This window comes from Amycolatopsis sp. WAC 01375, from assembly GCF_003947325.1.
Classification (GTDB): domain Bacteria; phylum Actinomycetota; class Actinomycetes; order Mycobacteriales; family Pseudonocardiaceae; genus Amycolatopsis.
Genome location: NZ_QHHW01000053.1, coordinates 75,133 through 99,155, shown reverse-complemented (window position 1 = coordinate 99,155; position 24,023 = coordinate 75,133). Strand labels below are relative to the sequence as shown.

The following is a 24,023-nucleotide window of genomic DNA, read 5'->3' as shown; positions in this document are numbered from 1 at the left end:
GGCACCGTGCCACCCCTGGCACCCTTGACCGCTCGAGCCGCCGCCGAGGGCGCGATCGGCGGCTCGCAGATCGACGCCATCATCCGCACCCTCGCCCGCATCCCCTCCACCGTCCCCGACGAAGACACCCGAGCCGGGGAAAAGATCCTCGTCGACCTGGCCCGGCACGCCGGGCCGCGGCAGATCGCCCGCGCCGGACGCCGCCTGCTCGACAAACTCGACCCCGATGGCAAAGAACCCCGCAACGAGGATCCGAAGGACGTCCGTCCGGAAATGCGGTTCGTCAAACACCGCGATGGCACCCTCGGCCTGAAAGCCACCCTCGACCTCGAAACCTACGCCCGCCTCAAATCCGATTTGGATCCCATGGCCAAACCCCACAAAGCCATCGACGGCATCCGGGACTCCCGCACCCAAGACGAACGCTACGGCGACGCCTTCACCGACTACGTCCGACTCAAAACCACCAGCCGCAACCTCCCCGGCCAAGCAGGCGAGGCCACCCACATCCTGGTCACTATGTCCTACGACGACTTGATCCGCGACATCGGCGAAGCCCACCTCGACCTCGTCGGACCGATCAGCGCCACCGACGCCCGCATCCTCGCCTGCGACGCCCGCGTCCGACCAGGTGTCCTCGGCACCGCGGGCGAACCCCTCGACATAGGACGGTCGAAACGCACCGTCTCCCTCGCCCAGAAGTATGCGTTGACCCTCCGCGACGGCGGCTGCGCGTTCCCCGGCTGCGACATGCCCGTCCCCCGCTGCACCGCACACCACATTGTTTTCTGGCGCCACCACGGCGACACGAAAATCGACAACCTCGTACTCCTGTGCACCAAACACCACCGGCTCATCCACCACAGCACATGGAAAGTCCAGATCGCCCAAGACGGACTACCCGAATTCACCCCGCCCGCCTACCTCGACCCCACCGGGACACCAAGGAGGAACACCATGCACCTCAGGATCTAGGCCGACCCGCGGCCGTATAACGACCTACACGTCCTCGCTCTCAGAAAGCTGCGAGGTGGATTTGGCGCGCCGTGTTCCACGGGACGCGGTCGACCGCGACAAGATCGGTGAAGGCGAGGACCGATTCGTCGAGTCGTTGGAAGATCAGCCCGCCCTCGTGCGTCTCCTCCAGTTCACCCGCGACCAGTGCCAGCGGCCGTGCTCCGATCCGGAAGTGAACCTCGGCCAGGAAATGCCGCTCGTGGAAGACGGCGACGTGATCGACCGGACCGGTGGGTAACTCGGGAAAGGACCGCCAGCGATAGATCCCGTTCCAATGGTCGTCATCGGACGCTTTGTCCGGCGATTGGCCGTGGAGGCCGAAGCCATCGTCGTCCTGACAGGTGCCGATCTCCAGCGCACTGCCGTCATCCAGCCAAGCTTGAAGCCAGTACAGCTGAAGGCAGGGAACGTCGGGGTCTGCGAATTGCGGGCCGGTACCCGCCACATCTTCCCGCAGTGCCATCTCCACGCCGGTCCACTTGTCGACCCGCTTGCCGTGCAGTGCGGTGAAGGTCCGTGTCTGTCCGGCCAGCCAGTCGTCTCGCGTCATGTCCGCAGTATCGATAAGCCCACCCCGGACAACCCGGTTGCCCCCGCGCGCTACCCTTGAATCAACTGGCACCGATCCGGTCATCACCGGGGAGCCTCCGGAAGAACAGGGCCAAGGCCCTCAGTAGAACCGGACGGGTACGGCCCGTCACAGCCGTCGAATGAGCGGCCCAGCCGGAACACCGCCGGCCGGGCAAGCGGGGTGGTACCGCGGAACGCGCCGGAAACGGCCGTCTCGTCCCCGTGTGGGCGCGAGCCCGTACGAGAGAGACGAACCGCGAGGAGCACCGAAGATGTATCCCAAGGCACAGATGGACGGCGAGACCGGCGTCCCGTCCCAGCCTTCGTTCCCCGAGTCGGAAAAGCGCGTCCTCGCGTACTGGGAATCCGATCGGACCTTCCAGGCTTCGATCGACGCCCGCGACCCCGGCGTCAACGGTTCGAACGAGTACGTCTTCTACGACGGCCCGCCGTTCGCCAACGGTCTCCCGCACTATGGTCACCTGCTCACCGGGTACGTGAAGGACCTGGTGCCGCGTTACCAGACGATGAAGGGTAAGCGCGTCGAGCGCCGCTTCGGCTGGGACACCCACGGCCTGCCCGCCGAACTCGAGGCCATGCGCCAGCTCGGGATCACCGAGAAGTCCGAGATCGACGCGATGGGCATCGACGTCTTCAACGAGGCCTGCCGCGAGTCCGTGCTGCGCTACACCGGCGAATGGCAGGACTACGTCACCCGCCAGGCCCGCTGGGTCGACTTCGACAACGACTACAAAACGCTCGACCTGTCCTACATGGAGTCGGTCATCTGGGCGTTCAAGCAGCTGTGGGACAAGGGCCTGGTCTACGAGGGCTACCGGGTCCTGCCCTACTGCTGGCGCGACGAGACACCGCTGTCCAACCATGAGCTGCGCATGGACGACGACGTCTACGCCAGCCGCCAGGACCCGGCCGTCACGGTCGGTTTCCGCTTGGAGGGCAACGACAACGAGCTCGACGGCACGTACCTCCTGATCTGGACGACGACCCCGTGGACGCTGCCGTCCAACCTCGCGACCGCGGTGCACCCCGACGTGCGCTACGTCGTGGTGGAATCCGGCGGCAAGCGGTTCCTGCTCGCCGAAGCACGTGTCGCCTCGTATGCTCGCGAGCTCGGCGAAGAGCCGGCCGTCGTCGGGCACTACACCGGCACCGAACTGCTCGGAACCCGTTACGCCCCACCGTTCCCGTTTTTCACCGGACACGAGAACGCGCACCGCGTACTGTCCGCGGACTACGTCACCACCGAGGACGGCACCGGTGTCGTCCACATCGCGCCCGCCTACGGTGAAGAGGACAAGGCCGTCACCGACGCGGCAGGCATCGTGCCGGTCACCCCGGTCGACGCGCAGGGCAAGTTCGACGCCACCGTCTCGGACTACGCGGGCCAGCAGGTGTTCGACGCCAACCCGAACATCATCAAGGATCTCAAGAACGGCACCGGATCCGCCGGCCGTCAGGGCGCGGTGCTGCTGCGCCACGAGACCTACGAGCACCCGTATCCGCACTGCTGGCGCTGCCGCAACCCGCTGATCTACCGCGCCGTCTCGTCGTGGTTCGTCGCGGTGACCGAGTTCAAGGACCGGATGATCGAGCTGAACCAGCAGATCACCTGGTACCCGGAGAACGTCAAGGACGGCCAGTTCGGCAAGTGGCTGGAGAACGCCCGCGACTGGTCGGTCTCCCGCAACCGGTACTTCGGCACGCCGATCCCGGTGTGGCAGTCGGACGACCCGGCGTACCCGCGCACGGACGTCTACGGCTCGCTCGACGAACTCGAACGCGACTTCGGCGTGCGGCTGGAGAACTTGCACCGGCCGTTCATCGACGAGCTGACCCGGCCCAACCCGGACGACCCGACCGGGAAGTCCACCATGCGCCGGATCGAGGACGTGTTCGACGTCTGGTTCGACTCGGGTTCGATGCCGTACGCGCAGGTGCATTACCCGTTCGAGAACACCGAGTGGTTCGAGCACCACTACCCGGGCGACTTCATCGTCGAGTACATCGGCCAGACCCGCGGCTGGTTCTACCTGCTGCATGTGCTGGCGACCGCGCTGTTCGACCGGCCGGCGTTCCGCACCTGCGTCTCGCACGGGATCGTGCTCGGCTCGGACGGCCAGAAGATGTCCAAGTCGCTGCGCAACTACCCGGACGTCAACGAGGTCTTCGACCGCGACGGCTCCGACGCGATGCGCTGGTACCTGATGGCGAGCCCGATCCTGCGCGGCGGGAACCTGGTCGTCACCGACAAGGGCATCCGCGACGCCGTCCGCCAGGCCGTGCTGCCGCTGTGGAACTCGTACTACTTCCTCGCGCTCTACGCGAACGCCGAGGGCGTGGAAGGCCAGTGGCGCACGGATTCGAAGCACGTCCTCGACCGGTACGTGCTGGCGAAGACACACGAACTGGTGACCGACGTCGAGCACGCGCTCGACACCTACGACGTCGCCGGCGCCTGCTCGACCGTCCGTGACTTCCTCGAAGTGCTGACGAACTGGTACGTGCGCCGGTCGCGCGACCGGTTCTGGGCAGGCGAGCAGGACGCGATCGACACCCTGCACACCGTGCTGGAGGTGACGTCGCGGGTGGTGGCGCCGCTGCTGCCGCTGACCACCGAGGTCGTCTGGCGCGGGCTGACCGGCGGCCGCTCGGTGCACCTGACCGACTGGCCGAACGCGCTCGACCTGCCCGCCGACGCGGCGCTGGTGACGGCGATGGACCGGGTCCGCCAGGTGGCGTCCTCGGCGCTTTCGCTGCGGAAGTCGAACAAGCTGCGGGTGCGGCTGCCGCTGGCCAAGCTGGTCGTCGCCGCGCACGAGGCCGGCTCGCTGCGCGAGTTCACCGACATCCTGCGCGACGAGGTCAACGTCAAGTCCGTCGAGCTGACCACGGACGTCGCCGCGCACGGCGGTTTCGAGGTCGCGGTGAACGCGCGTGCCGCCGGACCGCGGCTGGGCAAGGACGTCCAGACGGTGATCAAGGCCGTCAAGGCAGGCGAGTGGACGACGTCGGAGAGCGGTGCCGTCGTGGCCGCCGGGATCGAACTCGTCGAAGGCGAGTACGACCGGCGTCTGGTCGCCAAGGGCGGCGGCGCGGCGGCGGAACTGCCGGGTGGCGCCGGGCTGGTGCTGCTCGACACCGAGGTGACCGGCGAACTGGCGGCCGAGGGTCTCGCCCGCGACCTGGTCCGGGTCGTGCAGCAGGCCCGCCGTGACGCCGGGCTCGACGTCGCCGACCGGATCGCGCTGACGGTCGACGCGCCGGAAGACGTGGTCACGGCCGCGAAGACGCACGAGGAGTTCATCGCTTCGGAGACGCTGGCGACTTCGGTGGCCTACGGCGCCGTCGCCGACGGCTCCGCCGGGACGGTCGGGGAGGGCACCAAGGTGACCGTGGCGGTCGCCAAGGCCTGACTCTCGCAAGTGACATGAAAGGCCCCTTCATTGCAAATTTTGCAATGAAGGGGCCTTTCATTGCATCCGGGAGGTCCCGATCGCCGGGATCACGAATCGGATTCGGAACAGCCGCTTTCCCGCCCGAAGGCAGCCTTGCCCCTGGGGAAATCGGCAGGCTGGCCCGAGGCGCGCGAGGGGCGCGCCGCACTGGGGGAGAGCGAATCCATGAGTCCTGCCCGGAAAAGAGGGATCCTGATCGGCGCCGTGCTGGCGGTCGTCGCCATCGTGGTGGCCGCGGTGGTGTTGCTGGTCAAGGAGGATCAGGCGCCCGCGGCCGACGGGGGACCAGGCGAGCCGGCCGCGAACGTGCAGGAGAGCCCGGCGCAGGTCGCCGCCCGGTTCCTGCGGCTGTTCGACCTCGGTGACCTGAGCACGGCCCCGGTCGACGATCCGGCGGCGGCCACGGCCGCGCTGACGGGGACGCGCAACACGCTCAACGGGGCGTCCGTCAAGACGTCACTCGGCGAGGTCCCGACGACGCCGGGCGAGGCGACCTCGACGTCGGCCACCTTCCACGCCGCGTGGACCTTCGCGGGCAACAGTGTCTGGAAGTACGAAGGCAAGCTGGACCTGGTGCGCAACGGCGGGAAATGGGTGGTCCGCTGGGCGATGTCGGCGATTCACCCGAAGCTCGAAGCCGGGCAGCGGCTTTCCGTCGCTCCGGTTTCGGCCAAACCGGTCGTGGCCGACCGGGACGGCAAGGCCCTCGTCGGCGGTGACTCGGCCGGTGTCGCACCGATCCTGCAGGGGGCGCTGTCCAAGGTCGCCTCCGAGCAGAACGGCGGCACCGGGACTCCGGCCACCGTCACGGTGTCGCGCGTCGACGCCTCCGGCAAACCGGTCGAAACGCTCTTCGGACAGGCTGCCGAGACCGAAAAACCGCTGGTCTCGACGTTGAGCGTGGCGTCACAGGCCGCCGCGCAGAAAGCCGTCGACGGCTTCGGCGGATCGGCGATCATCGTCGCGATGAAGACCTCGGGCGAACTGCTGGCGATCGCGCAGAACGCCGCCGCCGGGAACCAGCCGAAGGCGCTCAGCGGTCTCTACGCGCCGGGTTCGGCCTTCAAGATCGCCACGGCGGCCGCGGCGTTGCAGCAGGGCGGGGTTTCCGCCGACTCGCCGGTGGCCTGCCCGGGCAGCGAGCAGATCGGCACCCGCACGCTCAAGAACGACAACGGGTTCGACCTGGGGACGGTGTCGCTGAAGACGGCGTTCGCCGCGTCGTGCAACACGACCTTCGGGCGGCTCGCCGGGCAACTGCCCGCGGACGGCCTCGCGAAGGCCGCGAGCCAGTTCGGCCTCAACGCCGACTTCGAGATCCCGGGGCTGGCCACCGAGACCGGCAAGGTGGAGTCGTCGGGTAGCGGCGACGAGCAGGTCGAGGCCGGGATCGGTCAGGGAAGGGTGCAGGTCAGCCCGCTGGGCGCGGCGCTGATGGCCGCGACGGTCGCCACGGGGAAACCGGTGGTGCCGAAGCTGTGGCAGGGGCTGGAGACCAAGGTCAACGCCGGTTACCAGGCTCCGTCCGCCGGGGTGTTGAACCAGGTCCGCGCGATGATGCGCGAGGTCTGCACGACAGGGACCGCGAAGGCGCTGAAGGGCAGCGGAGCAGTCTTCGGCAAGACGGGGACGGCGCAGTTCGGTTCGGGTGCCGACGCCAACGGCTGGTTCGTCGGCTACCGCGGGGACGTCGCCTTCGCCGTCATGCTCGAGGGTGCCAACGACTCCAAGCCCGCGGTGCAGCTGGCGGCGAAGTTCCTGGCCGGCTGACGGTTCGGCGCTCGCCGAAGCGTCGGTCTTCTACGGTGAACGCATGGAAACGATCGCACTGGCCGAGGTCGCGGCCGTGCTCGCCGATCCGAGTCGCGCGTCGATGTGCCTCGCGCTGCTCGACGGGCGCGCCTGGACGGTGACGGAGCTGGCAGGCGCGGCCGAGGTGGCCGCGTCGACGGCGAGCGAGCACGTGACGAAGCTGACCGAGGCCGGGTTCGTCGTGCGGGTGAAACAGGGACGGCACAGTTACGTCCGGATAGCCGACCCCCGGGTGGCGGAGCTGATCGAGCATCTGGCGCAGCATGCCGAGCACCGCCCGGTGAAGGGATTGCGTTCGTCGGTGCGGGTGAAACGGCTGGAGTTCGCCCGGACCTGCTACGACCACCTCGCCGGGAGGGTCGGCGTCGCGCTGCGGGACGGGATGCTCGCCGGCGGGCTGATCGACGAGGCCGACGGCCTGACGCTGACCGGTCGCGGACGCGAGGTGCTCGGCGGGCTCGGGGTGGAGATCGCCGACGGCCGCCGCCCGATACTGCGCGACTGTCTGGATTGGACGGTCCGGCGTGATCATTTGGCGGGCCGGGCCCCCGCGGCGCTACTGTCTCACGCAGTGAGTGCCGGCTGGTTGTCCCGTGAGGGCAACCGCGCGGTGAAAGTCCTGCCCGCGGCGGAGAAACCGTTCGCGGACCTCGGTGTCGACCTGGTGGCCCTGCGCAGTCCCTAGTGGACAGTCTGTAACACAGGCTATCCGGACGCTTTCCGGCCGGTACACGAACGAGTGACGACCACCGCCTCACTATTCTGGAGCCCTCACGGCGGCCGGACGGGAGGCGACATGGAGCAGCTCCCGCTCATTCTCGGTACCGGTGGTGCGGTGCTCCTCGTCGCCGTGATCGCCGTCCGGGTGTCGATCCGGGTCGGCCTTCCCTCGCTGCTGCTGTACCTGGGGATGGGGGTCCTGCTCGGCGAAGCCGGGTTCGGCATCCAGTACGACAACCCCGAGCTCACCCAGTCACTCGGCCTCGCCGCGCTGGTGATGATCCTTTCCGAGGGTGGCCTCACCACCCGCTGGACGGCCGTGAAACCGTCGCTGGGCATCGGAATCGCACTGTCCACAGTGGCCGTCGTGGTGAGTATCGCGGTCACCGGCGCGGCCCTGCACTGGTTGCTGGGCCTGGACTGGCGGATGGCGTTGCTGTGGGGCGCGGTGCTGGCCTCGACCGACGCCGCCGCGGTCTTCTCCGTGCTGAGATCGGCGGGGATCGGCAAACGGCTGGTCGGCGCGCTGGAGATCGAGTCGGGGATCAACGACGCCCCGGCCTACATCGCCGTCGTCGTGCTGGCCGAGGGCGCGACCGTCGACTGGTCGCTGCCGCTGCTGGTGGTCTACGAACTGGCCGCCGGCCTGGTGATCGGCCTCGCGTTCGGCTGGGGTGGGGCGTTCGCGCTGCGCCGGGCGGCGCTTCCCGCCACCGGTCTGTACCCGTTGGCCACGGTCGCGGTCTGCGTCGTGGCGTACTCGAGCGGTCAGCTCGCCCACGCGTCGGGCCTGCTCGCCACCTACGTCGCGGCACTGGTGCTGGGGAACTCGAAGCTGCCGCACCGGTCGGACACGCTGTCCTTCGCCGAGGGGCTCGGCTGGCTCGCGCAGATCGGGCTGTTCGTGCTGCTCGGCCTGTTCGCCTCGCCGAGCAGGATCCTCGAAAGCCTGGTCCAGGGCCTGGTCGCGGGCGCGGTCGTGTTGTTGCTCGCCCGTCCGTTGTCGGTGGTGCTCTCGGCGCTGCCGTTCAAGATCCCTTGGCGAGAACAGGTGTTCCTGTCCTGGGCGGGCTTGCGCGGGGCGGTCCCGATCGTGCTCGCGCTGATCCCCCTGTCGTCGGGGGTGCCCGGCGCGCAGGAGCTGGTCGACGCGGTGTTCGTGCTGGTCATCGTGCTGACGCTGCTCCAGGGCGCGACGCTGACCCCGCTCGCGCGCGTGCTCGGACTCGCCCAGCACACCGAAGCGCACGAGATCGACGTCGACTCCGCCCCGCTCGACGAGATGGGCGCGGAACTCCTGCAGGTCCGGATCAACGCCGGATCCAAGATGCACGGCGTCTACCTGGCCGAACTACGGCTGCCCATCGGGGCGACGATCAGCCTCCTCGTCCGTGACGGCACCGGCTTCACGCCCAACAAGAACACCCGGCTCCAGGAACGGGATCAGTTACTCGTCGTGACCACCGCCGAAGTCCGTGACGCGGCCGAGCGGCGCCTGCGGGCCGTCGACCGCGCCGGACGCCTCGCCAGGTGGAAGGGCGAATCCGGCCAGTAGGTCACGGCCCGGCACCAGCTGTTCGTCGGTTGATCTCAGATAATTCTTCCCTTGCGTCCTCCTTTTGGATTACTTTCCCGGCAATCGACTCCATCGAATGGGTGAGTGTCGCGGGGTAAGGAGTACGCAAGGTGACGAAACTTCCTGTGCGGTTCGCCGGTCTGGGGGTCGCCGCGGCACTCGCCGGGGTGGTTCTCACCGCCCCGGTGGCGACAGCGGCCGGCGCGTTTCCCGTGTTCGGGCTGCCCTTCGAAACAGGCCAGTCGGTCTACTCGGCGGGGATCCACTCGGACAACGGGACCTCCGGCGTGAAGAACGCCATCGACTTCAGCCCCGGCGACCGGACCGTTCGCGCCCCGCTGGCGGGCACGGTCCGGATCCAGCACTGCGACGGCGGCGACTGGGTGACCGTCGACCACGACGGCGGCTGGCGGACCGGGTACTACCACCTGGAAGGCATCGCGGTCACCGACGGCCAGAAGGTCGCCCCTGGCGACGCACTCGGCCGGACCGGTAACGCGCTGCCCTGCGGTGGCAGCAGCACCGGCGCCCACGTGCACTTCACCCTGTGGACGCTGCCCGCGGCCGCCGCGCAGGGCGGCGACTCGCGCGACTTCGGCGTCGGCGCGGGCAACTGGAACGGCATGTCCTACGACGAGGTCTCCACCAAGGTCGCGGCGGCCTACGGCGAGGCCGTCGACGGCAAGACCTTCGGCGGCTGGCAGTTCACCGCGGGCACCGATCAGTACTCGGGGACCGCGACCTCGGTGTCCTCCCGCGCGATCGTCCCGCTGCCCGGCCGATTCCGCGCCTGACCTGCCGCAATTCGGCACCTGATTGCGCTGGTCCAGGCCGCGAACCAGCGCAATCAGGTGCCGAATTGCGGGTTTCCTCGCTTGCGGAGCACGTGAGCGGCGTCTCAAGATGCGGACGAGGGGTGGCTCGATCGCCTGCCCGTCCGCTAACTTCGTCCGTAGGTCACGAGTGTCAGCGTCAAGCCCCGGCTAGCTGACCGGCAACCCTCCTTCCGCGGTGGGGTGCCCCGGGTGAGGACCTGGCTCGTCGCGTGGTGCGACGGGCAAGCGCGGGATCCTCGTCGGGTCCCCTGGCCCGGAGGATGACGATGACTCTCGCTATCGAACGCACCAACACCCCCGCCGCTGTCGCGGAAACCGTTGCCACACACGAAATCCCGACGGTCGCGTGCGCCGATCTGCGGGTCCCGCTGGTGACCGGCGGCGGCAGTGACCATATCGGATACGCCAACCTCGACCACGCGGCGAGCGCCCCCTGCCTGGACAAGGTGCGTGCCGCCGTCGACGAATTCCTGCCCTGGTACGCCAGCGTGCATCGCGGCGCCGGGTTCGCTTCGCAGATCTCCACCAAGCTTTACGAGCGCACGCGCGGAATCCTGCGGGACTTCGTCGACGCGCGGTCGACCGACGCCGTCGTGTTCACCCGCAATACCACCGATTCCTTCAACCTTCTCGCGCGCAGCCTGCCGAAGCACACGTCGGTCGTCGTGTTCGACACCGATCACCACGCCGCGCTGCTGCCGTGGCGGGGCCCGAACGTCCGCCGGATCCAGACCCCTCGCACCCGTCTCGCCGCGGTGTCCGCTGTGGACGAAGCACTCGCGGACTGCCCACAGGGGCCGCGGCTGGTGGTCATCACCGGCGCGTCCAACGTGACCGGGGAACTGTTGCCGGTCAAGGAGATCGCCGCGGTCGCGCGGCGGCACGGCGCCCGGATCGCGCTCGACGCGGCGCAGCTCGCCCCGCATCGGAAGATCTCGGTGCGTGAACTGGACGTCGACTACGTCGCGCTGTCTGGCCACAAGCTGTACGCGCCTTTCGGTGCCGGAGCGCTGATCGGCCGCGCCGACTGGCTGCGCGCCGCCCAGCCGTACCTCGCCGGTGGCGGTGCGACGAAGCTCGTCAACCGTGACTCCGAAAACCTCGGCGTGGTCTGGAATTCCGGCCCCGAGCGGCACGAAGCCGGTTCTCCCAACACCGTCGGCGTCTACGCGCTCGGTGTCGCCTGCGAGACACTGGCCGGGAACTGGGACGCGATCGTCGCCCACGAGGACGAACTGCTGGCGCGGCTGCGTCGCGGTCTCGCCGCGGTTCCCGGATTCGCCGAACTGCGGCTGTTCGACGCGCCGGTCGACAGGGTCGGCACGCTCAGCTTCGTCGTCGACGGGTTCGACCCGGGCTGGCTCGCTGCGGTCCTTTCGGCGGAGTACGGCATCGGCGTGCGGGACGGCGCGTTCTGCGCGCACATCGCCACCAAACGGCTGATCTCCGCCGCCGGTTCGACCGGGCAGCAGGCCGTCCGGGTCAGCCTCGGCCTCGGCAGCACCACCGAACACGTCGACCGGCTCGTGCTGGCACTGCGCCAGATCGTCGCCCGCGGCGCCCGCTGGCAGTACGAGAAGCCCGAGGGCCGCTGGGTGCCGGAGAACGATCCGCGGGAACTGCCCCCGTTCTGCGCCTGACCCACTAGCCTCACCCCGCATGGGGAACGAGCGACCACGTTATTGGTTTCCGCTGGCGTTGCTGGGATTCGCCCAGCTGGCGGTGGTGGCCCTGTCCGTCGGCGCGCGCCGGTCCGAGGGATGGTTCGCCTACGCGCCGTACGCGAACGGCGGCATGTTCGGATCCGTCCACGGCGGGGAGACGAGCCGTGAGGCCCTGACCGCGGTTTCGGTCGTCGGCATGGGCAGGATGGACAACTGGCTGTTCGCCGTCCTCGCGGTCTACCTCGGCACGGTGCTGTTCTACGCGTTCCGGGCGAAGACCGTTCGGTGGTGGAAGGTCGCCGGGATCGCGCTCGGCGGGCTGGTCGCCATCGTGCTGGCGGATCTGGTCGGCTACTGGGAACTCGACATGGACGGCGACGCGCGGAGCGCGGTTCTGCTGACGCTCGGCCTGGTCGGGCTCGCCTGGCTGGAGCGCAGCGTGCTGGTGCTCGTCGTGGCCGCGGCGTTCGTGCTCTGCGCGGTCGTGCTCGCGCGAGGGCAGCTCGCGTTGGTGCTGTCGTCGCTGGTCGCGCTCGCCGGCGCGTTCGCGGCCCTGCTGAGCAGGCCGAAGACAGCCGCCGAGGAGGCCTGAGCGGGCTCAGTGGACAATGGGAGAGTGAGTACAGAGCCCGAAACCGCGCCACCGTCGCCGCCGCTGCCCAAGAAGCGCGTCGCTGTGGTGTTCGCCGTCGCCGCGGTGCTGTGGGGGATCGACCTCCTCACCAAGCAGATCGCCGTGTCCACGCTCGAGGGCAAGCAGCCGGTCGAGTTCCTCGGCGGGCTGGTGTACTTCCAGCTGGTACGCAACCCCGGCGCCGCCTTCTCGATGGCGACCGGGCTCACCTGGGTGCTCGCGCTGGTCGCGATCGCCGTCGTGATCGCCATCGTCTGGCTGTCCCGGCGGCTGCGCTCGGTGGGCTGGGCGATCGGTCTCGGCCTGGTACTGGCCGGTGCGCTCGGCAACCTCACCGACCGGATCTTCCGCGCGCCGGGCCCGCTGCAGGGACACGTGGTCGACATGATCTCCGCGTTCGCGCCGAACGGGCAGGGCTGGGCGATCTTCAACGTCGCCGACTCCGCGATCTGTGTCGGCGGCGTGCTCATCGTGATCCTTTCCTTGCTGGGCAAGGACTACGACGGAACATCCACAAAAGACAAGAAGAAAGCGGCGAGCGAATGAGCGCGCGGATGTTGCCCGTTCCCGATGGGCTCGACGGCATGCGCGTCGACGCGGGGCTGGCGAAACTGCTGGGACTTTCCCGCACGATCGTGGCGGAACTGGCCGAATCCGGCGAGATCCTGCTCGACGGCAGGCAGGCCGGGAAGTCGGACCGGCTGACCGCAGGCGGGCTGCTCGAAGTGACGCTGCCCGATCCGGCCTCGCCCATCGAGGTCGTCGTGGAACCCGTCGAAGGCATGAAGATCCTGCACGACGATGACGACATCGTGGTGATCTCGAAGCCGGTCGGCGTCGCCGTGCACCCGAGCCCCGGCTGGACCGGGCCGACCGTCGTCGGCGGGCTCGCCGCCGCCGGGCTGCGGATCGCGACCTCGGGCGCCGCCGAACGCCAGGGCGTCGTGCACCGGCTGGACGCCGGCACCACCGGCGTTATGGTCGTGGCGAAGAGCGAGCACGCGTACACCGTGCTGAAGCGGGCGTTCAAGGAACGCACCGTCGACAAGGGCTACCACGCCATCGTGCAGGGCCACCCCGATCCGACGCGTGGCACCATCGACGCGCCGATCGACCGGCACCCCCGGCACGACTACAAGTTCGCGGTCGTCCAGGGCGGGCGGCCCAGCGTCACGCACTACGAGGTCGTCGAGGCCTTCCGCGCCGCGTCGCTGGCGCAGATCAAACTGGAGACCGGCCGCACGCACCAGATCCGCGTGCACTTCTCGGCGCTCAAGCACCCCTGCGTCGGTGATTTGACCTACGGTGCCGACCCGGTGCTGGCGCGCAAGCTCGGGCTTTCCCGGCAATGGCTGCACGCGAAGACGCTCGGCTTCGCCCACCCGTCCGACGGGCGCTGGGTCGAGTTCGAATCGGAGTACCCGGACGACCTCGCCACCGCGCTGCGGATCCTGCAGGACGAAAACTAGGCACGATGTGACCGGTGGGGCCGGGCGGCGCGAAGGGCGAGTTCCCTCGGCTGAGCCGCGTGAAGGGGCCTTCACGCGCAGCCGTTGTGACGTGTGGGGTTTCTGTGACGGGGGATCAGTCGTCGATGGACCAGGTCAGCGTGCGCTCGTCCGGCTCGGGCCGGGGCGACCAGCGCACGGCGACCACGCGGGTGGCGTCCGGCAGCACATAGACGGTGTGCCCGCCGAGGGTCTCACCGGGCCGGACGCCGATCTTGTGCGGCGGCCGCGAGGTCAGCGAGACCGGCGCCTTCGCGATCGGCTTGCCGTCCGCGGTGAGCAGTTCGAGGTAGTTGTCCGGAAGCGACACGAACGGGATGTTCCCGCGGTTGGTGATCTCGGTGTGCACGACGACCGATCGTTCGCCGGCCTCCAGCGAGTAGCCCGCCGCGCTGAACAGGTAGTCCGCCGGGTCCTGGACCTCGAGCAACTGGACGGTGAGCTGTTCGCCCTCCAGGCCCTGGGTCTCCATCACGTCACCGGTCCGGCCCTTCTTGCCCTCCGGGGCCGCCTGCGGGGTGACCTGCTGTTCGTCGCCGCGGGCCCAGGACGCGGTCTGCGGCACGCCCCAGGTGCTCATCACCGGGTCGGCGGGCGCCATCGGGGGCGGGGCGAACTGCTGCTGCGGCGGGGCGGGTGGCCGCGGCGGCGGCGCCATCGGCTGGCGCACCGGGGCCGACGGCGGGCCGGGATAGCGCCCCGACGGCGTGCCATGGACGTTGTACGCGCCCGACGGCGTGCCGTGCACGTTGTACGCGCCGGACGGCGTCCCCTGGACGTTGTACGGCCCCGAGGACGTGCCATGGATGTTGTGCGGCCCGGAGTGACCGGGTGGACGCTGGGGCTGCTGTGGTTGTTGAGGCTGCGGGGGCTGCTGAGCCCAGGAGGGCGGCGCCCCGGCGATGGCGGCCCGTAGCCCGTTCGGGTCGCTCTCGACGCCGACGAGCAGCGGCAATCCGCTGCCGGAGAGGGCGACCAGGCGGTACGCGACCTCGCGCGGATCCATCCCGACCTTGGCCGCGAGTTCGTGTACGGCCGCCTTGCCCAGGTCCGCGAGGGCGGCGAGCAAGCGGATGTCCACGGGATCGGTCACGGCCACGTCCGGGAACGCTACCGCCTCGCCTCCGGCGCCGCGTGAAGAGGCCGTCCGAGTGCCGCAAAACCCGGCTTCGGTAGGTCGCGGTCTCCATTAGGGTCGGGGATACCGCCTCCACCGATCACTGGGGAAGAAACATGAGCGAAGTCTCCGCCCTCGCCGACGAGTTCGTCGAAGCCCTCTTCGACGCCGAGCCGGTCATGCCCGCTTTGCAGGGCTTCCGTCCGGAATCGACCGGGCTCACCGATCTCGGCGAGGCCGCGGGAGACGCCTTCCGCGCGCAGCTGGCCGGGCTCGCCGAGCGGGCCGAGGCGCTCATCACCGAGGGGCTGAGCGCGGAGGAGAAGACCACCCGCGACGTCCTGATCGCGATGGCGCGGGCGAGGATCGCGCTGCTGGACTCGCGGTTCGTCGAGTTCACCGTCAGCGACCTGTTCATCTCGCCCGCCGCCGAGGTGCTCACCGTGCTGCCGATGATGTCGGTCGGGACGGGCGCGCAGGCGGAGGCGCACCTCGGGCGCATCGCCGCGATCCCCGAGTACCTGCGGCAGGCCGCGCAGCGGCATCGTGACGGCGTCGCCCGCGGCCTGGTCCCGGTCGCGTACCTCGTCGACGCCGCGGTCGCGTACCTCGACCGGCACCTCGCCGATCCGTCGGCCGATCCGCTGCTGCGCCAGCCCGCGCCGGACGAAGACTTCGAGACCCGCCGCGCCGACCTGTTGCGTGACGTCGTCCGGCCCGCGATCGCCGAGTACCGCGAGGTGCTCGCGAAGGAGATCGCGCCGCACGGCCGTCCCGAGGACAAGCCCGGCGTCTGCTGGCTGCCCGACGGCGAGCGGATCTACGCCCTGCTCGCCGAGATGCACACGACGACCGTCCGCACCCCGCGTGAACTGCACCAGACCGGGCTCGACGTGATCGCGAACCTGGCCGCCGAGTACCGCGAGTACGGCTCCCGGGTCTTCGGCACCAGCGACCTGGCCGAGATCTTCACCAAGCTTCGCAGCGACCCGGCACTGCGGTGGTCCAGCGCCGACGAGATGCTCGACTCCGCCCGCGCGGCCATCACCAGGGCCGAGGCCGAGGCGCCGAAGTGGTTCGGCCGGATCCCGCCGCAGCCGTGGACGGTCGAGCCGGTCCCCGCCGAATCCGCGCCCGGCGCGCCCGCCGCGTACTACATGTGGCCCGCGGTCGACGGCTCCCGGCCGGGCATCTACTTCGCCAACACCCACAAGGCGGAGGAGCGGTTCCGGCACGCGGCCGAGGCGACGGCGTTCCACGAGGCCATCCCCGGCCACCACTTCCAGCTGAGCCTCGCGCAGGGACTCACCGAGCTCCCGCTGCTGCGCCGCATCGGCGACTTCACCGCGTACGCCGAGGGCTGGGGCCTGTACACCGAGCGCCTCGCCGACGAGATGGGCCTGTACTCCGACGACGTCGCGAAGCTCGGCATGCTGACCATGGACTCGATGCGCGCCGGACGGCTCGTCGTCGACACCGGGCTGCACGCGCTGGGCTGGAGCCGCCGCCAGGCCATCGACTTCCTCACCGAGAACACGCCGATGGCGCTGGTGGAGATCGAGTCCGAAGTGGACCGATACATCGCGTTCCCAGGGCAGGCGCTGTCGTACATGGTGGGACGGCTGGAGATCCAGCGCATCCGCGCGCGGGCCGAGCTGACGCTGGGCAGCCGGTTCGACATCAAGGCCTTCCACGACGTCGTGCTCGGCGGCGGGGCGCTGCCGCTTTCGGTGCTGGACGGGGTGGTCCGCGACTGGATCGCCGGGCACGGCGACACCCCGAACGGTCTCGCCGACGAGCTGATGGAGCTGAAGTTCGAGGAGCTCCCGCTGTGGCGGTCCCTGCTCGGGCTGCCCGGCGACCACGGTGCGCTGCCCGATCCGAGTGCGGAGGCCGCGGCCGCGCAGCGCGCGTCGGCGGCCGACATCGCCGAGCGGGCCGAAGCCCTTGCCACCGAAGGACTTTCCCCGGCAGAGGCGGTCACCCGCGAGGTCGTGATCCAGCAGGCGAAGGCGATGATCGACGTGATCGACGCCCGGGCCGCCGAGTTCTCGGTCAGCGACGGGCTGGCGTCGCCGGCACTGTTCATGCTGAACGAACTCGCGGTGCTGTCGCTGAACGACGAGGAAAAGGTCCGCGGCTACCTGAAGCGGCTGGACGGCATGGGCACCTACCTGGACGCTTTGATCGTGCGCCAGCGCGCTGCGGCGGCCGAAGGGCTGGTCCCGCCCGGGTTCCTCGTCGAAGGCGGGATCGCTTACGTGGAGCGCTATCTCGGTGACGAGGCGGGTGACCCGCTGGCGCTCACCGCGTCCGTTTCCGTGGAGGGCTACGAAACCGAACGGGATCGGCTGCTGGCCGAGGTCGTCCGGCCCGCCTACGCCCGGTATCGCGACTTCCTCGCCGACGAGCTGCGTCCCGTGGCGAAGCCCGAAACCGAGCCGGGTCTCTGCGCGCTCCCTGGCGGGCAGGAGAAGTACGCCGCGCTGATCCGGGCGCACACCTCCACCGAGCGCACCGCGCGGGATCTGCACGACACCGGGCTCGGCATGATCGCGAAACTGGCCGACCAGTACCGCGAACTGGGCGACAAGATCTTCGGCACCAAGGATCTCGACGAGATCTTCGAGCGGCTGCGCACCGACCCGGCCCTGCGCTGGCGGGACGGCGACGAACTGCTCGACGCCGCGCGTGACGCCATCATCCGCGCCGAAGCCGTTGCCCCGCAGTGGTTCTCGACCGTCCCCGAGCAGCGGTGCCAGGTCGAGCCGGTCCCGCCGGCGGAGGCGCCCGGCGGCACGCTGGCGTACTACATCGAGGCGGCGCTCGACGGATCGCGGCCGGGCACCTACTACGCGAACACCCACGAGGCCGAGCAGCGCCCGAAGCACACGAGCGAGGCGATCGCCTTCCACGAAGCCGTTCCTGGGCACCACTTCCAGATCTGCATCGCGCACGAACTCGAAGGCCTGCCGATGTTGCGCGGCCACGCCGACGTCAACGCCTACGTCGAAGGCTGGGGTCTCTACTCGGAGCGCCTCGCCGACGAGATGGGCCTGTACTCCAGCGATCTGACCAGGTTCGGCATGCTCACCCAGGATTCGATGCGCGCCGGACGGCTGGTCGTCGACACCGGGATGCACGCGCTCGGCTGGAGCCGTCAGCAGGCCGTCGACTTCCTCGCCGAGAACACGCCCATGGCGAGGGTGGAGATCGAGGCCGAGATCGATCGCTACGCCGCCGTTCCCGGGCAGGCGCTGTCGTACATGGTGGGACGGCTGGAGATCGAGCGGATCCGTGCCGAGGCCGAGGCCGCGCTCGGCGACCGGTTCGACATCAAGGGCTTCCACGAGGTCGTGCTGAGCAACGGGATCCTGCCGCTGCGGGTGCTGGACGACGTCGTCAAGGAGTGGGTGGCCGCGCACGACCCCTCGGTCTAAGCTAAGCGAACGCTCAGTAACTTGTGAGGAGATGTCGATGAGGATCGGGACCGCGATCAGCTACGCCGGTGGTTTCGCCGACAGCGTGGCGGACATCGTCGAGCTGGAGAAGGCCGGACTGGACATCGTCTTCGTCCCCGAGGCCTATTCGTTCGACGCGGTCAGCCAGCTCGGCTACGTCGCGGCGAAGACCGAGCGGGTCCAGATCGCGTCCGGCATCTTCCAGATCTACACGCGGACGCCGACGCTGACCGCGATGACCGCCGCCGGGCTCGACTTCGTCTCCGACGGCCGGTTCACCCTCGGCATCGGCGCGTCCGGTCCGCAGGTCATCGAAGGTTTCCACGGCGTGAAGTACGACGCGCCGCTCGGTCGCACGCGCGAGATCATCGACATCTGCCGTCAGGTGTGGCGGCGGGAGAAGGTGGTGCACTCCGGCACGCACTACTCGATCCCGCTGCCACCCGAGCAGGGCACGGGCCTCGGCAAACCGCTGAAGCTGATCAACCACCCGGTGCGCGAGCGGATCCCGATCCTGCTGGCCTCGATCGGCCCGAAGAACGTCGCGCTCACGGCCGAACTCGCCGAGGGCTGGGAGCCGATCTTCTTCCACCCGGAGAAGGCGGCCGACGTCTGGGGAGCGTCTTTGGCCGAGGGCAAGGCGAAGCGCGACCCGTCGCTGGGCGAGCTGGACACCTTCGTCGGCACCGCGCTGGCGATCGGCGACGACGTCGACGGGATGCTGGACCACCTGCGCGGCATGCTGGCGCTCTACATCGGCGGGATGGGCGCGCGCGGCAAGAACTTCTACAACAGTCTCGCTCAGCGGTACGGCTACGAGGCCGAAGCGAAGCTCATCCAGGACCTGTACCTGGACGGCAAGAAGGACGAAGCCGCCGCGGCGGTGCCGAAGGAGCTGATCAAGGCGATCTCGCTGATCGGGCCGGAGGGTTACGTCAAGGAGCGGCTGGCCGCCTTCCGTGAGGCCGGCGCGACCACCCTGGTCGTCAACCCGCTGCTGCCCGGCCGCGAAGCCCGTGTGGCGCAGGTTTCGAAGCTGCGCGAACTCATCGGCTAGGCACGCGGGGGAGGTGAACCTCTCACCTGTATCGATACGGTATACTTGACCTGCGCCGGTGTATCTTCTTCGTGGTCAAAAAGCGTCCTTCCGGTGGAAAGAGAACGTAAACCACGCCTGAACGGCGGGAAAATCCGCCATTATCAGGAGTGGAAGCGAGACCTCGGGGGAATACGTTCGCGATGAAGGTGAGGTGCCTCGCGTGCGCAAGCAGATCGGGGAACCGTCCGCCGCGGTCCTGGACGTCGGGTCGTTCAGTGCACGGCTGGTGGTTCTGGCCAAGGGTGGCTCGCCGCTCGATCCCGTGCTGAGCCACCAGACGCGACTGCGGCTCGACAGGGAACTCGACGACGGCGGGAGCCTGACCCGGCGCGGTATCGACGCCGTCTCGTCCGCGGTCGAGGCGGGGATGACCATGGCCGCCAAGCACAGCGTCGGGGACGTGTTCCCGCTGGCCACTTCTTCGATCCGCGACGCGGCCAACGTGAAGCAGGTCGTCCGCGACGTCGCGAAGGCCACCGGGGTCGAGCTGCGGTTCCTCACCGGCCGCCGCGAGGCCGAGCTGGCATACGTCGGCGCGCGCCGGTGGTACGGGGCTTCGGCCGGCGGTCTGCTGGTGCTCGACATCGGCGGCGGGACCGTCGAACTCGCCGCGGGAAGCGCCGAAGAAGCCGAGTTCGCGCACTCGCTGCCCCTCGGCGCGCGTTCGCTGACGCGGGACTGGTTCGCCACCGAATGCCCGTCGCCCAAGGTCGTGCGGGCGATGCGGGAGCACGTGCTCGACGAGGTCCGCGACGCGATGCAGGACGTTCTGCCGCAGATCCGCGACCATCGCGCTGTCGGCTGCTCCAAGGTGCTGCGGCAGCTCGCCCGGCTCGCCGGCGACCGGCCGTCCCGTGCCAGGGAACTGCACCTCGAGGACCTTCGCGCGTGGATCCCGAGGCTGGCGAAGCTGCCCGCGAAACGCCGCGCCGAACTGCCGGGCATCTCGCGGCAACGCTCGCATCAGGCACTCGCGGGCGCGATCGTCGCCGAGGCGCTGCTGACGCTTTCCGGTGGCCAGGTCGCCATCTGCCCGTGGTCCACCAGGGACGGACTGCTGCTCGGCATGCTCGACGGGCTCGTCACGCTGGAGGGCAAACCGGCGAAAGCCGCCTGAAAACTGGCGTTTCCGGCCGCGAGCGGGTACCCCGGACACATGAGGGAAAGCAAGAAGAACTTCGGGCAGGACGACGAAGAAGACCTCGACGACCTCCGCGGGATCCAGCCGAAGACCGACGTGCCGAGCGCGCCCAACCGTGACGTCGGCCCGCACGGCACGAAGGACGTCGACGGCGTGCCGGGCAGTGGCGAAGTGCCGATCGAACCCCCGGACTGACTTGGTGCCGCGCGTGCGATGAAGGGGCCTTTCATTGCAAAATTTGCTATGAAAGGCCCCTTCATTGCAACCGTGGCCGGACTGAGCGGCCCGGTCACCCGTCCTTCGGTCGCCTCCGTACCGGAGCGCGGCCCGCGGGCTGCATCGGCGTCGGACCCGGATCGACCACCGGGATCGGCAGCCGCACCGGCACGGCGGTCACCGTGAACGTCTCGCCGTGGTGCGCCAGTTCCAGCGGCTCCCCGGTGATCACGTGATACGTCGCGCCCTCGCCGTCGATTTCGACCTGGAACCGGGTGCCGCGGAAGGTCAGCCGGAACGCGATCCGCCGGAGTTGCGGCGGTAGCCGCGGCGCGAAGGTCAGCCGTCCGCCGTGATCGCGCAGCCCGCCGAACCCGGCGACGGTGCCCTGCCACGCGCCCGCCAGCGAGGCCAGGTGCAGACCGTTGCGGACGTTGTTGTGCACGTCGTGCAGGTCCGTGAGCGCCGCTTCGGCGAGGTAGTCGTACGCCAGTTCCAGATGCCCGACCTCGGCGGCCACCACGGCCTGCGTTCCCGCCGACAGCGAGGAATCCCGCACCGTTCGAGCCTCGTAGTAGGCGAAGTCGCGCGCCTTTTGCTCCGGGGTGAAGGAATCCCCGCACAGGTGCAGCGCGAGTACCAGATCCGCCTGTTTGACGACTTGCTTGCGGTACAGGTCGAAATACGGGAAGTTCAGCAGGAGCGGGTAGAAGTCCAGGTCCGTGCTCTCGAAATCCCACTCGTCGTGCTCGAGGAACCCTTCGGACTGCGGATGGACGCCGAGGTCCCCGTCGTAGGGCACCAGCATCGCCTCGGCAGCCTTGCGCCACGAGGCGACTTCCTCCTCGCTGACGTCGAACCGCCGCGCAACGTCGTCGTGCTGGCCGACGATTTCGGCGGCGTAGAACAGGTTCCGGCGGGCCATCAGGTTCGTGTAGACGTTGTTGTCCGCCACCGCGGAGTACTCGTCCGGTCCGGTGACACCGTCGATCCGGAACCGGCCCTGCCGGTCGAAATGCCCCAGTGACGCCCACATCCGTGCGGTTTCGAGGAGCAGTTCCGCCCCGCAGGTCCGCATGAACTCGTCGTCGCCGGTGGCGTTGAGATACCGCACGACGGCGTCGGAGATGTCCGCGCTGACGTGGAACGCCGCGGTACCCGCCGGCCAGTACGCCGAACATTCCGCGCCGTTGATGGACCGCCAAGGGAACGCCGCGCCGCGCAAACCCAGCTGTGCGGCCCTTTCCCGGGCTTTGTCCAAAGTGGAGTGACGCCAGCGCAGTGCGTCGCGGGCGGCGTCCGGCATGCTGTAGGTGAGCACGGGCAGCACGAAGGTCTCGGTGTCCCAGAACGCGTGGCCATCGTAGCCCGGGCCGGTCAAACCCTTGCCCGCCAAGGCCCTCGTCTCGCCACGGGCCCCGGCCTGCAGGAGGTGGAAGAGCGCGAACCGTACGGCCTGCTGCAGTTCCGGGTCGCCCTCGATTTCGATGTCCGAGGTTTCCCAGAAGTCGTCGAGGAATTCCTTCTGCTCGGCGAGCAGGCCCTTCCAGCCGGTCTGCCGGGCCCCGGCCAGCGCGGCCTCGACCTGGGCTCGCACGGCCGGCACCGAACGTTGCGCGGACCAGCCGTAGGCGAGGTACTTGGTGATCCGCAGCCGTCCGCCCTTGGGCACGTCGACGGCGATGGTGAGCCGTGCCAAATCCTCTTCGGCCTCGATATGCGTGCGCACGCCGTCGGAGACGTCGATCTTGTGGTCCATCGCGGCGGCCATCCGCAACCCGGACTTCCGGGTCTGATGCACCAGCACCGCGTGGTACGCGTCCGCGTGGTGGTATTCCGAGACCAGCGGCGACTCCAGCGCCGCCGCGACCCGCGGGTCACGAGTGTCGGACTCGATCGGTTCGTTCGCCAGCAGATCCGACTGCGCCACCAGCTGGAGCTCGTCGTCGAGCGGTTCGACCTCGTACCGGATCGCGGCGACGGCACGCTGGGTGAAGGAGACCAGGCGTTCGGTCTTCACCCTGACCCGGCGGCCGGTCGGTGACGACCAGACGGTGTGGCGCGCGAGGGTGCCCTTCCGGAAGTCGAGCACGCGGTCGTGCTCCGTCGCCTGTCCGTACCGCATGTCGAGTGGTTCGTCCTCGACCAGCAGCCGGATGATCTTGCCATCGGTCACGTTGACGACGGTCTGCCCCTCTTCGGGGTAGCCGTAGCCGGTCTCCGCGTAGGGAAGATCGTGCTGCTCGTAGAAACCGTTCAGGTAGGTGCCCGGCAGGCCACGCGGCTCGGCCTCCTCCAGCGTCCCGCGCAGGCCGATGTGCCCATTGGACACCGCGAACGCCGATTCGGTGCGCTGCAACGCGTCGACGTCCATCCCGTGCCAGCGAAGCTCCCATGGCGAGACCTCGTAACCGCGGAAAAGCGATTCGGTCACTTGCGGTCCTCCAGGAGTTCGGCGAGGTCGTCCACCACGACGTCGGCACCGTGCGCGAGCAGTTCGCCCGCCTGATGCGCGCGGTTCACCCCGACCACGTAGCCGAAACCGCCTTCCTTGCCCGCCTGCACGCCCGCGAGGGCGTCCTCGAAGACGGCCGCGTTCTCCGGGGCGACACCGAACGCCTCGGCACCGGCGAGGAACGAATCGGGGGCGGGCTTGCCGCGCAGATTCCTTTCGGTGATCACGATCCCGTCGATCCGCGCTTCGGCGAACCTGGTCAGGTCGGCGGCGTCGAGCACCTTCGCGCCATTGGCCGACGAGGTGACGACGCCGATGCGCAAGCCGGCCGCCTTCGCCGCTTCGAGGTATCGGACGGAACCGGGATACGGAGTGACCCCCTCTTCGTCGATGATCTTCAGTACCAGCTGGTTCTTGCGGTTCCCGACGCCGTTGACGGTGGCGGCGCCGATGCCGTCGTCCGGGCTTCCCTCGGGCAGCTCGATACCGCGCGAAGTGAGGAAGGTGCGGACGCCGTCGGCCCTCGGCATTCCGTCGACGTAGGCCGCGTAGTCGGCGTCGGTGAACGGGGAGAACGCGTCACCGTCGCGAGCGCGCAGGAATTCGTCGAACGTGCGTTTCCATGCTTCGCGATGCTGGGCCGCGGTGCCGGTCAGCACGCCGTCGAGGTCGAAGAGGCAGGCCGTGATGGAGTCGGGCAGACCGATCATGCCTCCGAACG

The 24,023-nt window shown here is 69.2% G+C and carries 18 protein-coding genes and 1 riboswitch; of the genes, 14 read left to right on the top strand and 4 right to left on the bottom strand.

Annotation, left to right across the window (positions count from 1 at the left end; translation table 11 throughout):
• Window positions 1–975, top strand: a 975-nt coding sequence (locus tag DL991_RS34905) for an HNH endonuclease signature motif containing protein (RefSeq protein WP_148106375.1), incomplete at its 5' end; no start/stop codon positions are given.
• Between the two features lie 40 nt (window positions 976–1,015).
• Here the strand turns inward: DL991_RS34905 and DL991_RS34900 are convergent.
• Complete coding sequence (locus DL991_RS34900; RefSeq protein WP_199754193.1) at window positions 1,016–1,567, bottom strand: hypothetical protein; 552 nt, start codon at window positions 1,565–1,567, stop codon at window positions 1,016–1,018.
• A 292-nt stretch (window positions 1,568–1,859) separates the two neighbouring features.
• Here DL991_RS34900 and ileS point away from each other — a divergent pair, with 292 nt between their 5' ends.
• The 9 genes from ileS (at window position 1,860) to DL991_RS34855 (ending at window position 13,774) form a co-directional block, all read left to right on the top strand.
• Entirely contained in the window at window positions 1,860–5,021 is a 3,162-nt protein-coding gene (gene ileS, locus DL991_RS34895) for an isoleucine--tRNA ligase (protein WP_125788620.1), read from the top strand.
• Between the two features lie 207 nt (window positions 5,022–5,228).
• Window positions 5,229–6,833, top strand: a complete 1,605-nt coding sequence (locus DL991_RS34890; protein WP_125788619.1) for a penicillin-binding transpeptidase domain-containing protein — start codon at window positions 5,229–5,231, stop codon at window positions 6,831–6,833.
• A gap of 43 nt (window positions 6,834–6,876) precedes the next feature.
• Window positions 6,877–7,560 (top strand): helix-turn-helix transcriptional regulator, encoded by a 684-nt coding sequence (locus DL991_RS34885; protein WP_125788618.1) that lies wholly within the window; start codon window positions 6,877–6,879, stop codon window positions 7,558–7,560.
• A 111-nt stretch (window positions 7,561–7,671) separates the two neighbouring features.
• A complete protein-coding gene (locus DL991_RS34880; protein WP_125788617.1) occupies window positions 7,672–9,150 on the top strand; it encodes a potassium/proton antiporter in 1,479 nt (492 codons plus the stop codon).
• A 131-nt stretch (window positions 9,151–9,281) separates the two neighbouring features.
• Window positions 9,282–9,965 carry a M23 family metallopeptidase gene (locus DL991_RS34875; protein ID WP_125788616.1) on the top strand — a complete coding sequence of 228 codons (684 nt, stop codon included), beginning with the start codon at window positions 9,282–9,284 and terminating at the stop codon, window positions 9,963–9,965.
• A gap of 161 nt (window positions 9,966–10,126) precedes the next feature.
• A riboswitch (SAM riboswitch) is annotated at window positions 10,127–10,241 on the top strand.
• A 32-nt stretch (window positions 10,242–10,273) separates the two neighbouring features.
• On the top strand, window positions 10,274–11,647 hold the full coding sequence (locus DL991_RS34870; RefSeq protein WP_125788615.1) for an aminotransferase class V-fold PLP-dependent enzyme: 1,374 nt from the start codon (window positions 10,274–10,276) through the stop codon (window positions 11,645–11,647).
• Window positions 11,648–11,666: 19 nt separating this feature from the next.
• Entirely contained in the window at window positions 11,667–12,263 is a 597-nt protein-coding gene (locus tag DL991_RS34865) for a hypothetical protein (protein ID WP_125788614.1), read from the top strand.
• Between the two features lie 24 nt (window positions 12,264–12,287).
• The gene (gene lspA / locus DL991_RS34860) at window positions 12,288–12,851 is read left to right on the top strand and encodes a signal peptidase II (RefSeq protein ID WP_034319164.1); all 564 of its coding nucleotides are present in this window, start codon (window positions 12,288–12,290) and stop codon (window positions 12,849–12,851) included.
• Window positions 12,848–13,774 (top strand): RluA family pseudouridine synthase, encoded by a 927-nt coding sequence (locus DL991_RS34855; RefSeq protein WP_125788613.1) that lies wholly within the window; start codon window positions 12,848–12,850, stop codon window positions 13,772–13,774. Before lspA ends, DL991_RS34855 begins: the two co-directional genes overlap by 4 nt.
• A 115-nt stretch (window positions 13,775–13,889) precedes the next feature.
• Here DL991_RS34855 and DL991_RS34850 read toward each other — a convergent pair whose 3' ends face one another.
• Complete coding sequence (locus DL991_RS34850; RefSeq protein WP_125788612.1) at window positions 13,890–14,912, bottom strand: AsnC family protein; 1,023 nt, start codon at window positions 14,910–14,912, stop codon at window positions 13,890–13,892.
• A 134-nt stretch (window positions 14,913–15,046) separates the two neighbouring features.
• Between DL991_RS34850 and DL991_RS34845 the strand changes: the two genes are divergently transcribed.
• From DL991_RS34845 to DL991_RS34830, 4 genes are all read left to right on the top strand, one after another.
• Window positions 15,047–18,370 (top strand): DUF885 family protein, encoded by a 3,324-nt coding sequence (locus DL991_RS34845; protein ID WP_125788611.1) that lies wholly within the window; start codon window positions 15,047–15,049, stop codon window positions 18,368–18,370.
• A gap of 37 nt (window positions 18,371–18,407) precedes the next feature.
• On the top strand, window positions 18,408–19,448 hold the full coding sequence (locus DL991_RS34840; protein ID WP_125788610.1) for an LLM class F420-dependent oxidoreductase: 1,041 nt from the start codon (window positions 18,408–18,410) through the stop codon (window positions 19,446–19,448).
• 202 nt (window positions 19,449–19,650) lie between these two features.
• The gene (locus DL991_RS34835; RefSeq protein ID WP_125788609.1) at window positions 19,651–20,607 is read left to right on the top strand and encodes a Ppx/GppA phosphatase family protein; all 957 of its coding nucleotides are present in this window, start codon (window positions 19,651–19,653) and stop codon (window positions 20,605–20,607) included.
• Between the two features lie 39 nt (window positions 20,608–20,646).
• On the top strand, window positions 20,647–20,826 hold the full coding sequence (locus DL991_RS34830; RefSeq protein ID WP_125788608.1) for a hypothetical protein: 180 nt from the start codon (window positions 20,647–20,649) through the stop codon (window positions 20,824–20,826).
• Window positions 20,827–20,920: 94 nt separating this feature from the next.
• Here DL991_RS34830 and DL991_RS34825 read toward each other — a convergent pair whose 3' ends face one another.
• Window positions 20,921–23,281 (bottom strand): glycoside hydrolase family 65 protein, encoded by a 2,361-nt coding sequence (locus DL991_RS34825; protein WP_199754188.1) that lies wholly within the window; start codon window positions 23,279–23,281, stop codon window positions 20,921–20,923.
• Window positions 23,278–24,012 carry an HAD family phosphatase gene (locus DL991_RS34820; RefSeq protein ID WP_125788607.1) on the bottom strand — a complete coding sequence of 245 codons (735 nt, stop codon included), beginning with the start codon at window positions 24,010–24,012 and terminating at the stop codon, window positions 23,278–23,280. The genes DL991_RS34825 and DL991_RS34820 overlap by 4 nt, the downstream gene beginning before the upstream one ends.
• Window positions 24,013–24,023 lie beyond the last annotated feature (11 nt).

Bases quoted from the DNA above. Each gene is read 5' to 3' on its own strand.
- DL991_RS34865 (WP_125788614.1), top strand. From the start codon at position 11,667: ATGGGGAACGAGCGACCACGTTATTGGTTTCCGCTGGCGTTGCTGGGA.
- DL991_RS34870 (WP_125788615.1), top strand. From the start codon at position 10,274: ATGACTCTCGCTATCGAACGCACCAACACCCCCGCCGCTGTCGCGGAA.
- ileS (WP_125788620.1), top strand. From the start codon at position 1,860: ATGTATCCCAAGGCACAGATGGACGGCGAGACCGGCGTCCCGTCCCAG.
- DL991_RS34845 (WP_125788611.1), top strand. From the start codon at position 15,047: ATGAGCGAAGTCTCCGCCCTCGCCGACGAGTTCGTCGAAGCCCTCTTC.
- DL991_RS34840 (WP_125788610.1), top strand. From the start codon at position 18,408: ATGAGGATCGGGACCGCGATCAGCTACGCCGGTGGTTTCGCCGACAGC.
- DL991_RS34880 (WP_125788617.1), top strand. From the start codon at position 7,672: ATGGAGCAGCTCCCGCTCATTCTCGGTACCGGTGGTGCGGTGCTCCTC.
- DL991_RS34900 (WP_199754193.1), bottom strand. From the start codon at position 1,567: ATGACGCGAGACGACTGGCTGGCCGGACAGACACGGACCTTCACCGCA.
- DL991_RS34820 (WP_125788607.1), bottom strand. From the start codon at position 24,012: ATGATCGGTCTGCCCGACTCCATCACGGCCTGCCTCTTCGACCTCGAC.
- DL991_RS34890 (WP_125788619.1), top strand. From the start codon at position 5,229: ATGAGTCCTGCCCGGAAAAGAGGGATCCTGATCGGCGCCGTGCTGGCG.
- DL991_RS34885 (WP_125788618.1), top strand. From the start codon at position 6,877: ATGGAAACGATCGCACTGGCCGAGGTCGCGGCCGTGCTCGCCGATCCG.
- DL991_RS34830 (WP_125788608.1), top strand. From the start codon at position 20,647: ATGAGGGAAAGCAAGAAGAACTTCGGGCAGGACGACGAAGAAGACCTC.
- DL991_RS34855 (WP_125788613.1), top strand. From the start codon at position 12,848: ATGAGCGCGCGGATGTTGCCCGTTCCCGATGGGCTCGACGGCATGCGC.